Source organism: Amycolatopsis sp. NPDC058278, from assembly GCF_042881395.1.
Taxonomy (GTDB): Bacteria; Actinomycetota; Actinomycetes; order Mycobacteriales; family Pseudonocardiaceae; genus Amycolatopsis.
Genome location: NZ_JBHVXZ010000008.1, coordinates 127919 through 141283, shown reverse-complemented (window position 1 = coordinate 141283; position 13365 = coordinate 127919). Strand labels below are relative to the sequence as shown.

The following is a 13365-nucleotide window of genomic DNA, read 5'->3' as shown; positions in this document are numbered from 1 at the left end:
GGCACCCCGTTTCCCAGGGTTTCCGCAGGTCAGCCGGCGAACCGCCCGGCCACCAGGCCCTGCGTCGCCGCGACGTCGGCCTTGGCGGCCGTCGGCGCCGGCGGCGTCGGCTGGGGCAGCGGCGCGCACTCGACGTCGGCCGTGCGGCCCGGCTTGCGGGCCGGGAGCGCGCCCGTCGCCAGGTAGTCCGCGATCTTGGTGTCGACGCACGCGTTGCCCCGCGGGGTGATCGCGTGGCTGGTGCCGCCCGGCTCCGCGATCAGCGAAGCGCCCGGGAACCGGCTGCGGACCTCGATGCTGCCTTCGAACGGCGTCGCCGCGTCGAGCGTCTCGTCGATCATCAGGACGCTCTGGACGCCCCGGCCGTCGATCTTCGTCGGCTTCCCGGCCTTGGCGGGCCAGTTCAGGCAGGGTGCGTTGAACCACGCGTTCTGCCAGGTGAAGTACGGCGCCTTGGCGAAGGTCTGCCAGTTGTCGCGCTTCCACTGGTTCCAGCTCTGCGGCCACTGGACGTCGGTGCACTGCACGGCGAGGTACACCGCGTAGCCGTTGTCGTCACCACGGCCGCCGAAGGCCTCGAAGAGCGTCTTCCAGTTCTGCCAGTCACCCTTGTTGACGAACCGGGACAGCGCGTCGCCGAGCAGCGTCCACCGCAGCTGGTAGTAGCTGGCCTGCTGGATGACGTCGAGGATCTCGTCCGGCCCGATCACGCCGCCCGCCGGGTCGAAGGACGCCTTGAGCAGCTGCTCGTTGACGACCCGCTGCACGGCGGCCTGGGTCTTGCCGAGGTGGTAGACGTCGTCGTGCTGGGCGAGCCAGCCGAACCAGATGAGGATGTTCTTGTCGAACGCGACGTCCTGGTTCAGGTTGTCGCCGTACCAGACACCGCGCGGGTCGACCGTCGAGTCGAGCACCATCCGGCGGACGTTCTGCGGGTACAGCGAGCCGTACACCTGGCCGAGGTAGGTGCCGTAGGAGTAGCCGTAGAAGTTCAGCTGCCGCTGGCCGAGCGCCTTGCGGATGGAGTCCATGTCCTTGACCGTGTCGGTCGTCTTCATGTTCTCCAGCAGGGCGCGCGAGTTGTTCTTCGCGCAGGCTTCGGCGTACCCCTTGGCGCGGTCGAGCCAGGTCCGCTCCAGCTGCGGGGTGAACGGCACGTACTGCGGCCGGTTGTAGTCCATGTAGTTCGGGTCGCAGCTCAGCGCGGGCTTGCTGGCGCCGACACCGCGCGGGTCGAAGCCGACCCAGTCGTAGGCGTCACCGGCGTGGTTGGGCACGCGCGGGCCGCGGGTGGCCAGCAGCAGGCCGGAACCGCCGGGGCCACCGGGGTTGGTCAGCATGACGCCCTGGTACTGCGCGTCGGGAACCTTGTGCTTGACGCGGGTGACGGCGAGCTGGACCTGCTCCCCGGCCGGCTTGCGGTAGTCGAGCGGCACGCCCAGGTACCCGCATTCGGCGCCGGCGGCGACCAGCGTGGGATCGGTGCACGGTCCCCAGGCGATCGCCGCGGGGGCGGCGGGCGCGGCGGTCGCGGGCGGTGCGGCCACGAGCGCGGACGCCGCCGCGGCGGCGGCCACCGCGGCGATTACGGCACGTCTCACTGTTTTCTCCCTTTCCCCTGCGTCTTCGGGCGGGAGAACCCTAGTCCCGGCCGGGCCCGCCGGGACGGCCTGACCGCGAATGCCCTACGAAAGGCGGAAATCGGGTGGCGCGGTCGATCCGGGATCCCGTACGGTCGGTTTCATGATCTTCTTCATCCGGCTCCGCCTCGTCTGAGACGGCGTGACCGCCGGACTCCCCGCCTACCGGGAGGGTCCCTTCACCTGCGCGCCGTCTGTTCTTTCTTCGTCTTGAAGGAGCACCATGCTGCGCAAACACATCGTCATGGTCGGCTGCACCGCGCCGAGCCACATCTACCCGTCGCTGGGCGTGGTCGGTGAGCTGGTCCGCCGCGGCCACCGGGTGTCCTACGTCGTCGGCGCGCCGCTGGCGTCGCTGGTCGCCCCGACGGGTGCCGAGGTCGTCGAGCACCCGACGACGTTCCCGCTCGGCGAAGCGGCCGTGTGGCCGGACGAGCCGGCCGAAGCCATGCGCGTCTTCCTCGACGAAGCCATCGCGATCCACCCGCAGCTCACCGCGCGGTTCGACGACGACCGGCCCGACCTGGTGCTGTACGACATCGGCGGGCTGGGCGCGCCGCTGCTGGGTGCGCGCTACGGCGTGCCCGCGGTCCAGCTGTCGCCGACGCTGGTGGCGTGGGAGGGCTACGACGAGGACATGGCCGAGGTGATGGGCCCGATCAAGACGTCACCGTCCGGAGTGGACTACGCGGCCACGTTGTCGCGGTGGCTCTCGGCCCACGGCGTTTCGGCCGATCCGTGGGAGTGGCTCGGGCACCCGGCGCGGATCCTTTCGCTGATCCCGCGCGCGATGCAGCCGAACGCGGACCGGGTGGGGCCGCACGTGCGGTTCGTCGGGCCGTGCCTCGACCCGGTGCGGTTGGCCGATCGGTCGTGGACACCGCCGACGTCGGGCCGCCGGGTGCTGCTGGTGTCGTTCGGGACGGCGTTCAACGACCAGCTCGACGTCTACCGGGCGTGCGTGGCCGCGTTCGCTTCGGACTGGCACGTCGTGATGTCTCTGGGAAAGCACGTCTCGCCTGCTTCCCTCGGACCGCTGCCTGCCTCGGTGGAGGTGTACGAGAGTGTCCCGCAGCTGGCGGTGCTGGAAGCGGCGTCGGCGTTCATCACGCACGCGGGGATGGGCGGCGCGACCGAAGCGTTGTGGTTCGGCGTCCCGACGGTCGCGATCCCCCAGGCGGCGGACCAGTTCGGGAACGCGGCCCAGCTGGAGGCACTCGGGGTGGGCCGTCACCTGCCGGCCGATTCGGTGACGGCTTCCTCGCTGCGGGAAGCGGTGGATGAGGTGTCCTCGTCGGCTTCGGTGGCTTCGCGGCTGGCGGAGCTGAAGACGGAGATCCGCGGTCACGGCGGGGTTTCCTTCGCGGCCGACACCGTGGAGTCCTTTATGGAGTGATGGCGACCTTCGTCAGCCGGTCGGCTGAGCGTGCCGGCTGACGAAGGCGTCGATCAGCTGCTGGCGTTCGGCCGTGGTCGCCCGCTCCAGCTCGACCGTGTCGCCGTCGATGGTCACCTTGATCTTGTGCTTGCCCGCCTGGCGGCCCAGCCACTCGCGCAGCGTTTCGACGAGCCCCGGGAACACGCCGCCGGCCGCGCTGAAGGCCACCATCAGCGAGCCGATCGTCACCGGGTCGGCGGCCTTCGCACCCGGTGGGAGCTCGCCCGGGACCGGCAGCAGGTCGACGTCCAGTTCGCCCAGCTCGGCGCGCAGCCGGCGGGCCAGCACGTCGAGCTCTTCGGCGTCCGCCTCGCCGTCCGCCTCGAGCCGGACCAGGGCCCGCGTGTCCGATTCGGTCATGCGGGCCATGGTGCGCCCGAACGGACCACCAGGCAAGGGCCGATCGGGCAGCGTCAGGCCCGGATTTCGTTGAGGTAGTTGTAGATCGTGTAGCGGGTGACGTCGAGGCGCCCGGCCAGGTGGTCGACGGCGTCCTTGATCAGGAAATAACCGGCTTCGTCGAGCTCCCGCACCACGTCCGCCTTGTGCCGCTTCTTCATGAGGTCCACCGGGATGCCCGCCTTGGTCACCGCCCGGTCCACGAGGAACCGTTGCAGGCTGTCGACGTCCGGTGGGAAAGTCTCCGGCTCGCCGTTGCCCCCCGGGGCCGCCGCCTCTTCGACGCTGTTGACGCACAGGCAGCCGACCGCGACCCCGTCGGCGTCGCGCAGGAACAGCGTCGAGGAGCGGATCGGCCGTCCGTCCGGGCCGTGCGTGCGGTAGTTCGTCAGGTCCTGGGTGGTGCCGCGGCGGACCAGGCCGAGCAGCAGGTCGGTCATCGGGCCGCCGACGCTGCGGCCGGTGAGGTCGCCGGCGATGGCGATGATCGAGTCCGGCAGCCGGCTCAGGTCGTGCAGCAGGACTTCGTTGCCCGGCCCGAGCATCGCCGCGAGCCCCGGGATGGCCGGCACCAGGGCGGTGAGCACCTCGTGCGTCGTCGCGCCCGCGGCCGGGACGACCAGCGGCTCCCGGGGTGCGGTCAACGTCTCCAACGCCGAACGCAGCAGGTCCGCGGCGGCCGCCGGGGTGGAGGCGTGCGGCGAGAGCCGGACGTGCTCGGGACGCACGGTCGCCGCGATGCCGGCGTTGGCCAGCGCGGCGCCGACCTGCTCGGCGGGGTGGCCGGGCAGGGTGAACGCGAGGATTCCCGCGCGCCGGTCCACGGCCGACACGACTTCGGCGCCGCAGGAGGCGAGCACCTCTTCGAACTGCCCCAGCCGCTCGGCGATCCGCGCCGCGATGGCGCCGACCCCGGCCTCTTCGACCAGCTCGAGCGCCTCGGCGAACGCGCCGGAGGTGATCGGGCTGAGGTTGGAGATCGACCACGACTGCGCGGTGCCGTCCGGCGGGTGGATCTCGTCGTCGAACAGGCCGGGGTCGCGCGCGCCGGTCCAGCCCGACAGCACCGGGTCCATCCGCTCCAACGCCCGATCGGACAACACCGCGAAGCCGGTCCCCCAGCCCGCGCGCAGCCACTTCTGGCCGCCGACGACCAGGACGTCGGCGACCTCCCACGGCTCCTCGATCACGCCGAAGCCCTGGATGCCGTCGACGACCAGCAGCCGGTCGCCGACGACGTCACGCAGCGCGGCCAGGTCGGCGCGGAACCCGGTGCGGAAGTCGACGGCGCTCACGCTGACGGTGGTGATTTCCGGCGTCAACGCTTCGGCGACCCGCTCAGGCGTCACGTAACCGCCGGTCAGCCGCCTGACGCGCAGCCGTCCGGCCTGCTCGGCACGCGCCCACGGGTAGGTGTTGGCCGGGAACTCGGCCGCCGAAACCAGCACCTCGCCCGAGCTGTGGAAGGCGGCCTGGAACAGGCCCAGGCTGGTGTGGGGCAGCAGCACGGTGTGGTCGGTGTCCGAGCCGGACAGCCGCGCCGCCGCGGCCTTGGCACGAACCTCCTGCCGCATCAGCTCGTCCACTGTGGACGGCCCGGCCGTGGTGGCCTGGTCGAGCAGGGCGGCCGTCGTGTCGAGCACCGCGTGCGACGGCGGGCCGAAGCGGGCGAAGTCGAGGTAGCCGGCGGGCTCGTCGAACTGGAGCAGGTACCGGGGCGAAATCCTCCTCACGCGAGGATCCTCGCCAGGAACTGCCGGGTGCGGTCGTGCTTCGGCGCGCTCAAGACCTCCGAAGGCGGCCCGGTCTCGACGACAGCGCCGTCGGCCAGGAACACCACCTCGTCGGCGGCCTCCGCGGCGAAGCTCATCTCGTGCGTCACGACGACCATCGTCATCCCCTCCCCCGCCAACGTACTCATCACCTCGAGGACCTCGCCGACCAGCTCCGGGTCGAGCGCGGACGTCGGCTCGTCGAACAGCATCAGCTTCGGTTTCATCGCGAGCGACCGGGCGATCGCGACGCGCTGCTGCTGCCCGCCGGACAGCTGCGCCGGGTAGGCGTCGCCGCGATGGCCCAGCCCGACGCGGTCGAGCAGTTCGAGGCCCTGCTTGCGCGCTTCCGCCGGTTTCACGCCCAGCACCCGGATCGGGCCCTCGACGACGTTCTCCAGCGCCGTCCGGTGCGCGAACAGGTTGAACCGCTGGAACACCATGCCGATGTCCCGGCGCTGCCGGGCGACGTCGCGTTCGCGCAGTTCGTACAGCTTGCCGCCGCGCTGCCGGAAGCCGATCGGCTCGCCGTCAACCCAGATCTGGCCGGCGTCGATGGTCTCGAGGTGGTTGATGCAGCGCAGGAACGTGCTCTTCCCGGCGCCGGACGGGCCGAGCAGGCAGACGACCTGTCCCTTGTGGACTTCGAGGTCGATGCCGCCGAGCACTTCGGTGTGGCCGTAGGACTTCTTGACGCCGACGGCGCGCAGCAGCGGTTCAGACACGGGCACTCCTCACCAGCGGCACGCCGCGCAGCGCCCTGCCCGCGCGGGCGAGCGGCCCGCGGTCCGCTTGACCGAACGAACGTTCCAGGTAGTGCTGGCCGACCCCGGCGACGGTCACCACGACCATGTACCAGACGGCCGCGGCCAGCAGCGTCTCCATCACCAGCAGGTTGTTCGACGAGATGTTGTTGGCGGCGTGGATCAGCTCGGTCACGCCGATCACCGAGGCCATCGACGTGCCCTTGAGCATGTTGATGAAGTCGTTGCCGGTGGGCGGGATGATCACGCGCATGGCCTGCGGCAGCACGACCCGGCGCAGCGTCGCGGCCGGCGTCATGCCGATCGACTTCGCGGCCTCGGTCTGGCCGCTGTCGACGCTGTTCAGCCCGGCCCGGACGATCTCGGCCATGTACGCGCTCTCGTTGAGCGCCAAGCCGAGGAACGCGGCGGTGAACGCGCTGATCAGCACGTTCGTCTGCTCGTGGACGAGGAACGGGATGTCGATCACGGGGAAGACGAGCGCCAGGTTGTACCAGAGGAGGATCTGCAGCAGCACGGGCAGGCCGCGGAAGATCCAGATGTAGCCGGCGGCGAACCACCGGGCGACCGGATTGGCGCTGCGGCGCAGCAGGGCGATGACGATGCCGAGCACGATCGCGACGGCCTGGGACAGCACGGCCAGCACGACGGTGTTGAGCAGGCCGGTCGCCATCACCTTGTAGAAGACGAAGTCCGGGACCTGGTTCCACGCGATCTGCGCGTTGCCGAGGGCGATACCCAGCAGCACCAGCAGGGCCAGGATGATCGCGGCGGCGACCCACCGGCCCCAGTGCCGGAGCCGGACGATCGGCAGTGGCTCAGGAGCCGCCATTGACCGCGGCCTCCTTGATCGCGCCCTGCTCGACGCCCCAGGCCTGCAGGATCTTGCCGTAGGTGCCGTCGGTGATCAGGGCCTGGAGCGCCTTCTGGACGGAGTCCCGCAGCGCCGTGTTGGCCTTGTTGACGCCGATGCCGTACGGCCCGCCCTCGATCGGCTCACCCGGGACGACCTCGAAGAACTTGCCGTCGCCCGCGGTGCGCGAGATGTAGACGGCGCTGGGCAGGTCGTTGAGGATCGCGGCGACGCGGCCGGTGCGCAGCTGGTTCTGGTTCTGGTTGTCGCTGTCGGTCGCGGTGACGGTGAGCGCGGGCTTGCCGGCCTGCGTGCACTTCGTGCTCTGCGCTTCGGCGAACTTCTGGTGGCTGGTGCCCTGCACGACGGCGACGTTCTTGCCGCACAGGGTGTCCGGGCCGGTGATGCCGTCGGGGTTGCCCTTGCGGATCATGATCGTGATGCCCGAGGTGAAGTAGTCGACGAAGTCGATCTGCGCCTGGCGGGCCTTGGTGTCGTTCATGCCGGCCATGGTGAGGTCGATGCGGCCGGACTGGAGGCTCGTGATGAGCGAGCCGAACGCCATGTCCTGGTGGGTGACGGCGACGCCGAGCTTGGCGGCGATCGCCTTGGCGAGGTCGACCTCGTAGCCGATCGGGGTCTTGCCGTCGGCGGCGTAGAAGTTGTTGGGCGCGGACTGCAGGTTCGAGGCCAGGTGCAGGCCGGCCTGCTTGACGGCGTCCGGCAGACCCGCGTTGAGCTGGGCGTCCTTCTGCACGCCCTGGACGATCGCGGCGGTGTCCGGGATGCCGGACGCGGGCGCGCCGGCGGCCTGCGACGTCCCGCCCGCACCGTCCGGACCGCCACCACAAGCCGCCACCAGCACGGCGACGCTCGCGAGCAACACTCCCGCCTGCAGGGCACGAGAACGGGACATAACGGACCTCCACTGTTCGGCTGGCCGGAACGCTACAACTCGTTGTTGAAGAGGTCAACTCATAGTTGAAATTCGGTCCGGTGCTAGCTTCGCGGCATGAGCCTGCGGATCGGCATCCTGGGGGCGGCTCGCATCGCCCCGGCGGCCCTGATCAAGCCCGCCGCGTCTGCGCCCTCGGTCTCGGTCGTCGCGATCGCGGCCCGGTCACGCGACCGCGCGCAAGCGTTTGCGACCAGGCACGGCATCCCTCGGGTGTACGCCGGGTACGACGAGCTGCTGGCGGATCCGGACATCGACGCCGTCTACAACCCGCTGCCGAACGGCCTGCACGGCCGCTGGACACTCGCCGCCCTGGCGGCCGGCAAGCACGTCCTGTGCGAGAAGCCGTTCACGGCCAACGCGGCGGAAGCCCGGGAAATCGCTCAGGTGGCAGCCGCTTCGGACCGCGCGGTGATGGAGGCGTTCCACTACCGGTACCACCCGCTGGCGCTGCGGGTGGAGGAGATCGTGGCCTCGGGCGAGCTGGGCACTCTTCAGCGGGTCGAGACGGCGTTGTGCTTCCCGCTGCCGAAGTTCTCGGACATCCGCTACGACTACGCGCTGGCGGGCGGGGCCACGATGGACGCGGGCTGCTACGCGGTCCACATGGCACGGGTCTTCGGCGGCGAGACGCCGTCGGTGGTTTCGGCGTCGGCGAAGCTGCGGTCGCCCCGGGTGGACCGGGCGATGACGGCGGAGCTGGCGTACCCGTCCGGCCACACCGGGCGCGTGGAGTGTTCGATGTGGTCGTCTTCGCTGCTGAAGATCAGCGCGAAGGTGATCGGCTCCCGGGGTTCGCTCAGTGTCTTCAACCCCTTGATGCCGCAGGCGTACCACCGCCTGACGGCCCGCATCGGCGAGTCACGCCGCACGGAGAAGTTCCCACGGAGATCGACGTACGCATACCAGCTGGACGCGTTCGCGGCGGCCGTCCTGCGGAGCGAACCGGTGAAGACCTCGGCGGCCGACGCGGTCGAGACGATGACCGTGATCGACGAGATCTACCGGGCCGCCGGACTGCCGGTCCGCGAACCGAGCTGAGCGCGCACGTCGCCTTGCGCCACATCATGTAGTGCTCGGCCGTGCGCCCACTGCGCGGGTGACCGGTCATGGCGCCAGTCTCACCCGCCGGAGGCTCGGCCCGCACCCGAGTTTCCGGGTGCGGGCCGTCCCCGCGCTCAGACGGCCACGTAGTTGCCGCTCAGGATCAGGAGCACCTGGATCGTGATGCCCGTCCCGTAGTAGTCCGTCGCGTCCGGGGACCACGACGACACCGCCGTCCACAGCTTGTCCAGCCAGGCCTGGCTGCCCGGGTCCGTCATCGCCGCCACCGCGAACGGCGCCGTGAAGCACGGGTGCCGGCCGCTTTCGGTCTTCGAGCCCGACAGCGAATAGCCGCTCTGGATCTTCGCCGGGTCGCCACCCGTGGCCGACTTGATCCAGGTGTTCATCTTGCGGACCTGCGCGACCGCCGCACTCCCGGACGCCGAGATCGCGTCCGCGCCGAGGCGCCACGGGTCGCGGCAGGCGTTCCAGCTGTACTTGCCGTCGTACGGGCCCTCCAGGAAGTTCGACGGCGCCGGCTTCGGCGTCGAGTTCGTGCCGATCACGAAGTCCGGCAACAGCCCGGTGTTCGGCGCGTACGACGACTGCAGCCGGCTCACCGCAGTCTCCGAGCGGGTGCGGACCGACGTCCAGAAGCTGTCGCCGGTCGCCGTGGCGAACGCGCGCAGGTGACCCGGCATCCAGTCCGACGAACGCGAGCTGTTCTTGTACTCCGCGTCGTTGCCCCAGTCGCCGAGCAGGGTGAACTTCGTGGTGCCGTTGACCTCGCTCTTCTTGATCGCGTTGATGATCCGGACGGCTTCGGCCTTGTAGTTCACCGAGCCGCCGCTGCCCCACTTCTTGTCCGCGATCAGCAGGCCGTAGGCGATTTCGAGGTCGCCGTCGGTGGCGGAGTCGCTGCCGTTGACGCTCTTGCAGTTCGCATCCTGCTCGGCCGCGTGCAGGTCCTTGTTGTTGACCGACGGGTGCGCCTTCACGAACTTCAGGATCCCGTCGACGATCGAGCGCGCCTGCGGATCCTTGTCCGCCATCATCGCCGAGATCGTCATGCCGTACCCCTCGCCCTCGGCGACGAAGGAGTGGTCGGCGTCCTTGGACAATACGGCGTAGGTGCCGGTGCCGCACTTGGTCGTCAGGAAGTTCTTCTTCCAGAAGTCGTAGTACTTCTGCAGCGCGGCATCCTGCGTGGCCTGCGAGACGGACGGCCGCAGCGTTCCCGGCACGTACGGGGTTTCGGCCGCGGACGCCGCCGTCGGCACGCTCACCAGCCCCGCGGCGAGCGCGGCCGAAACCACCACCGCCCGGACGACTCTCTTCATGGCTCCTCCGTAAAGACATCGTTGGCTGCGGCGAAGGTGATCGAAGCCTGACAGACGGTTCAAGACCAGGTCAAGAGGGTTAGGAAACTTTCCTTACCATGACCGAGAGTGGGTCCCCCGGCGCCCAGCCCACCCGGACGGACTAGCGTGGACGTCATGGAGATCGACCTCGACGGCCGCGGGCCGGACTTCCGCGCGTTCTGGACCGAGCGCCACCTGGCCACGCTGACCACGGTCCGGCCGGACGGCACCCCGCACGTCGTCGCGGTCGGCGTGACCGTCGACTTCGACGCCGGCCTCGCCCGCGTGATCACCTTCGCGCCGTCGGTCAAGGCCCGGCTCGTGCGCGCCGCGGGCCCGGACGGGATCCCCGTCGCGGTCTGCCAGCTCGACGGCCCTCGCTGGTCCACTTTGGAGGGACGAGCGGTGCTGCGTGAAGACCCCGAATCGGTGCGGGACGCCGAAAACCGGTACGCCGCCCGCTATCGGCAGCCCAAGCCGAACCCGCAGCGGGTCGTCATCGAGATCACCGTGACCCGGGTACTCGGCAACGCCTGATCCCGCTCAGCCGCCGCCCGCACGCGAGTGCACCAGCCGGGTGTACTCCGCCAGCAACTCCGCCAGATCGCCGTGCTCGCCCGCCGACCTCAGCTGCTGGTGGCCCACCAGCATCGCCATCCCGAGGGACGTCAGCGTCCGGGCCAGCGCCCGGTCGCCGACGATGCCTTCGACCGCCTTGCCGACCGTCCGCAGCCGGGCGTCGTCGACGCGCTTCTGCGCCGCGCGCACGGTTTCGTCGTTCTTCGCCCACGCGCGGATCGCCGCCTCGGCCTCGTGGGGCAGCCCGAGGGTGAGGTCCATCAGCGCGGCGAAGTCGGCCGCCGGCCCGCCGGTGCCGAAGTTCCGCTCGCGCAGGATGCGCACCTGGCGGTCCTCCCAGTGCGCCAGCAGCTGTGCCACGAACCCCGGCCAGCCACCGAAGTGGTGGTAGAAAGACCCGCTCGTGACGCCGAGGCCGCGGCACAGCACGCCGACGTTCAGCTCGGTGAACCCGTGCTCCGCCAGCACCTTCAGCGCGGCCTCGAAGTACCCGCGCCGCGTCACCGGCGGCATCAGACGTTCCGGTCCCGGTCCCGCCAGTAGGGCTCGCGCAGCGAACGCTTGAGGATCTTGCCGGTGGCGTTGCGCGGCAACGCCTCCACGACGTCGACGCTGCGCGGGCACTTGTAGTGGGCCAGCCGCTCGCGGCAGAACTCCACGATCTTCCCGGCGTCGAGCTGATCGCCGGCGACGACGGCCTTGACCTGCTCGCCCCACCGCTCGTCCGGCACACCGATCACGGCCACCTCGGCGACGCCGGGGAATTCCGCCACGACGCGCTCGACTTCGGGCGAGTAGACGTTCTCGCCGCCGGTGATGATCATGTCCTTGACGCGGTCTTCGAGGAACAGGAACCCGCCGTCGTCGAGGCGCCCGACGTCACCGGTGCGGACCCAGCCGTCCACGACGGTCTCCGCGGTGGCCTCGGGCTTGCCGAGATAACCGGCCATCCGCTGCTCGGTGCGCACCCACACCTCGCCGACGCCGGCGTCCTCCGTCGTGACCGGGTCGACGATCCGGATGTCCACTCCGGACAGTGCGGTGCCCGCCGAGGCGAGCCGTTCCGGGCGCGTGCCGTCCCGGTGCGCGTCCGGGTCCAGGGCGGTGACCGCGCCGGACAGTTCGGTCATGCCGTAAACCTGGGCGAACTTGACGTCCGGCCAGGCGGCGAGCACCGTGCGCAGCAGCGGGAGCGGCATCGGCGAAGCGCCGTAGCAGAGGTACTTCAGCCGGGAGAACGCCTGCAGCGCGGCCTCGCCCGCCTGCGCGATCCCGGCCACGACGGCGGGCACCAGGAAGGCGTGCGTGATCCCGGCCCGCAGCGCCGCGAACAGCGACGCCGCGTCCGGCTCGCGCGTCAGGTAGGACGGTTCTCCGTAGAGGAACCCCGAAACCGCGTAACAGCTGCCGCCGACGTGGAACAGCGGCATCGCGACCAGGTTGACGTCACCCGGGCCGATCGGGAACGCGGTCCCGGCGGCGAGGCCGTGCGCGAGGACACTGCGGTGGGTCAGCACCGCGCCCTTCGGGAAACCGGTGGTACCACTGGTGTACATGACCAGCACGCCGTCGTCTTCACCGACACCGGTCGCGCTGTGCGGCGCGGCGGAGGTCAGGAAGGCCTCGTACTCGTCGGCGTCCCCGCCGACGACGATCACGCGCTCCACCGCGGGCAGCCGGTCCCGGATCGCGTCGAGCGCGGGCCGCAGCTCGGCCCCGACGAACACCACCTTCGCGCCCGCGTCCTCGAGCACGTAGGCGAGTTCGTCGCCGGAAAGCCGCCAGTTGACCACGGCGTTGGCCGCGCCGAGCCCGGCCGCCGCGAAGGTCGTCTCCAGGCAGGCGGGGTGGTTCTTGTCGACGAACGCGACGCGGTCGTCCCGGCCGACACCGGCGGCCGCGAGGGCACCGGACAGCCGCCGGACCCGCTCGTCGAACTCCGCCCAGGTCCATGTCCGGTCGCCAAAGATCAGCGCGGTGTCCTCCGGGCGTTCCCGTGCCCAGTGCGCCAGGAGCTCGCCGAACAACCGGACCCGGGGGCGGACGTCTTCGGGCATGGGGGTTCCCCTTCGGACCGGCACTGGACCATAGACCGGTCTATGGTGCGCCGCGGCGGGCCGGGCGTCAATGGGGTGTCTTTGTCACCCGTCAGCCGTCGAAGCTGCGCCGGGCGGCTTCGATGTCCTCGATGAACCGCTGGGTCCAGCCGCACATGCTGTCGACCGTCGCGCGCAGGCCCTGGCCGGGTTCGGTGAGGGTGTATTCGACGCGCGGCGGGACGGTCGGGTACACCTCGCGCTCGATCAGCCCGTTGCGCTCCAGCATGCGCAGGTTCTGCGTCAGCATCTTGTGGCTGATGCCGTCGACCTCGTTCCGCAGCTCGCTGAACCGCAGCGTGCGCTCGCCGAGGGTCTCGATGATCAGGAACGCCCACTTGTTGGCGACGTCCGAGAAGATCTCGCGCGCCAGGGAATCCGCCCGGGAAAGGTCCGTGTCCTGCTTGGTCACCATCTGGTTCCCCCGTCACCGAAAAGTGCCTTCTTCCGCATGGTCCAGCACT

Annotated in this window: 13 protein-coding genes; 3 read left to right on the top strand and 10 right to left on the bottom strand. The window is 70.4% G+C overall.

The genetic code is table 11. The features are described from left to right. Window positions 1–29: 29 nt before the first annotated feature. Window positions 30–1601, bottom strand: coding sequence for an alpha/beta hydrolase (locus tag ACFVYA_RS06430; RefSeq protein ID WP_387043057.1), 1572 nt, complete (start codon window positions 1599–1601; stop codon window positions 30–32). Between the two features lie 262 nt (window positions 1602–1863). Here ACFVYA_RS06430 and ACFVYA_RS06425 point away from each other — a divergent pair, with 262 nt between their 5' ends. After that, a complete protein-coding gene (locus tag ACFVYA_RS06425) occupies window positions 1864–3036 on the top strand; it encodes a macrolide family glycosyltransferase (RefSeq protein ID WP_387043055.1) in 1173 nt (390 codons plus the stop codon). 12 nt (window positions 3037–3048) lie between these two features. On the opposite strand, the gene ACFVYA_RS06420 is transcribed toward ACFVYA_RS06425, so the two are convergent. Genes ACFVYA_RS06420 through ACFVYA_RS06400 form a run of 5 tightly spaced genes read right to left on the bottom strand, consistent with a single transcriptional unit; the run spans window position 3049 to window position 7782 of the window. Continuing rightward, window positions 3049–3438, bottom strand: coding sequence for a hypothetical protein (locus ACFVYA_RS06420; protein WP_387043053.1), 390 nt, complete (start codon window positions 3436–3438; stop codon window positions 3049–3051). Window positions 3439–3491: 53 nt separating this feature from the next. After that, a complete protein-coding gene (locus ACFVYA_RS06415) occupies window positions 3492–5210 on the bottom strand; it encodes an aminotransferase class V-fold PLP-dependent enzyme (RefSeq protein ID WP_387043051.1) in 1719 nt (572 codons plus the stop codon). Next, complete coding sequence (locus tag ACFVYA_RS06410) at window positions 5207–5974, bottom strand: amino acid ABC transporter ATP-binding protein (protein WP_387043049.1); 768 nt, start codon at window positions 5972–5974, stop codon at window positions 5207–5209. Before ACFVYA_RS06410 ends, ACFVYA_RS06415 begins: the two co-directional genes overlap by 4 nt. Then, window positions 5967–6845, bottom strand: a complete 879-nt coding sequence (locus ACFVYA_RS06405) for an amino acid ABC transporter permease (RefSeq protein ID WP_387043047.1) — start codon at window positions 6843–6845, stop codon at window positions 5967–5969. The genes ACFVYA_RS06410 and ACFVYA_RS06405 overlap by 8 nt, the downstream gene beginning before the upstream one ends. After that, window positions 6832–7782 carry an ABC transporter substrate-binding protein gene (locus ACFVYA_RS06400; RefSeq protein ID WP_387043045.1) on the bottom strand — a complete coding sequence of 317 codons (951 nt, stop codon included), beginning with the start codon at window positions 7780–7782 and terminating at the stop codon, window positions 6832–6834. Before ACFVYA_RS06400 ends, ACFVYA_RS06405 begins: the two co-directional genes overlap by 14 nt. Before the next feature lie 96 nt (window positions 7783–7878). Between ACFVYA_RS06400 and ACFVYA_RS06395 the strand changes: the two genes are divergently transcribed. Further along, the gene (locus ACFVYA_RS06395; RefSeq protein WP_387043043.1) at window positions 7879–8862 is read left to right on the top strand and encodes a Gfo/Idh/MocA family protein; all 984 of its coding nucleotides are present in this window, start codon (window positions 7879–7881) and stop codon (window positions 8860–8862) included. A gap of 137 nt (window positions 8863–8999) precedes the next feature. Here the strand turns inward: ACFVYA_RS06395 and ACFVYA_RS06390 are convergent, their stop codons facing one another. Next, complete coding sequence (locus ACFVYA_RS06390; RefSeq protein WP_387043041.1) at window positions 9000–10205, bottom strand: glycosyl hydrolase family 8; 1206 nt, start codon at window positions 10203–10205, stop codon at window positions 9000–9002. Between the two features lie 156 nt (window positions 10206–10361). Here ACFVYA_RS06390 and ACFVYA_RS06385 point away from each other — a divergent pair, with 156 nt between their 5' ends. Next, entirely contained in the window at window positions 10362–10763 is a 402-nt protein-coding gene (locus tag ACFVYA_RS06385) for a PPOX class F420-dependent oxidoreductase (protein WP_285988826.1), read from the top strand. 6 nt (window positions 10764–10769) lie between these two features. Here ACFVYA_RS06385 and ACFVYA_RS06380 read toward each other — a convergent pair whose 3' ends face one another. The 3 genes from ACFVYA_RS06380 to ACFVYA_RS06370 form a co-directional block, all read right to left on the bottom strand. After that, window positions 10770–11318 carry a TetR/AcrR family transcriptional regulator gene (locus ACFVYA_RS06380; RefSeq protein WP_285988825.1) on the bottom strand — a complete coding sequence of 183 codons (549 nt, stop codon included), beginning with the start codon at window positions 11316–11318 and terminating at the stop codon, window positions 10770–10772. Further along, window positions 11318–12862, bottom strand: coding sequence for a long-chain fatty acid--CoA ligase (locus ACFVYA_RS06375; RefSeq protein WP_387043039.1), 1545 nt, complete (start codon window positions 12860–12862; stop codon window positions 11318–11320). The genes ACFVYA_RS06380 and ACFVYA_RS06375 overlap by 1 nt, the downstream gene beginning before the upstream one ends. Before the next feature lie 91 nt (window positions 12863–12953). Continuing rightward, window positions 12954–13316, bottom strand: coding sequence for a helix-turn-helix domain-containing protein (locus tag ACFVYA_RS06370; RefSeq protein WP_285988823.1), 363 nt, complete (start codon window positions 13314–13316; stop codon window positions 12954–12956). Window positions 13317–13365 lie beyond the last annotated feature (49 nt).

What these genes read in the sequence shown, in the direction of transcription:
- ACFVYA_RS06425 (WP_387043055.1), top strand. Translation starts at nt 1,864, where the DNA reads ATGCTGCGCAAACACATCGTCATGGTCGGCTGCACCGCGCCGAGCCAC.
- ACFVYA_RS06390 (WP_387043041.1), bottom strand. Translation starts at nt 10,205, where the DNA reads ATGAAGAGAGTCGTCCGGGCGGTGGTGGTTTCGGCCGCGCTCGCCGCG.
- ACFVYA_RS06400 (WP_387043045.1), bottom strand. Translation starts at nt 7,782, where the DNA reads ATGTCCCGTTCTCGTGCCCTGCAGGCGGGAGTGTTGCTCGCGAGCGTC.
- ACFVYA_RS06370 (WP_285988823.1), bottom strand. Translation starts at nt 13,316, where the DNA reads ATGGTGACCAAGCAGGACACGGACCTTTCCCGGGCGGATTCCCTGGCG.
- ACFVYA_RS06405 (WP_387043047.1), bottom strand. Translation starts at nt 6,845, where the DNA reads ATGGCGGCTCCTGAGCCACTGCCGATCGTCCGGCTCCGGCACTGGGGC.
- ACFVYA_RS06385 (WP_285988826.1), top strand. Translation starts at nt 10,362, where the DNA reads ATGGAGATCGACCTCGACGGCCGCGGGCCGGACTTCCGCGCGTTCTGG.
- ACFVYA_RS06375 (WP_387043039.1), bottom strand. Translation starts at nt 12,862, where the DNA reads ATGCCCGAAGACGTCCGCCCCCGGGTCCGGTTGTTCGGCGAGCTCCTG.
- ACFVYA_RS06395 (WP_387043043.1), top strand. Translation starts at nt 7,879, where the DNA reads ATGAGCCTGCGGATCGGCATCCTGGGGGCGGCTCGCATCGCCCCGGCG.
- ACFVYA_RS06380 (WP_285988825.1), bottom strand. Translation starts at nt 11,318, where the DNA reads ATGCCGCCGGTGACGCGGCGCGGGTACTTCGAGGCCGCGCTGAAGGTG.
- ACFVYA_RS06420 (WP_387043053.1), bottom strand. Translation starts at nt 3,438, where the DNA reads ATGACCGAATCGGACACGCGGGCCCTGGTCCGGCTCGAGGCGGACGGC.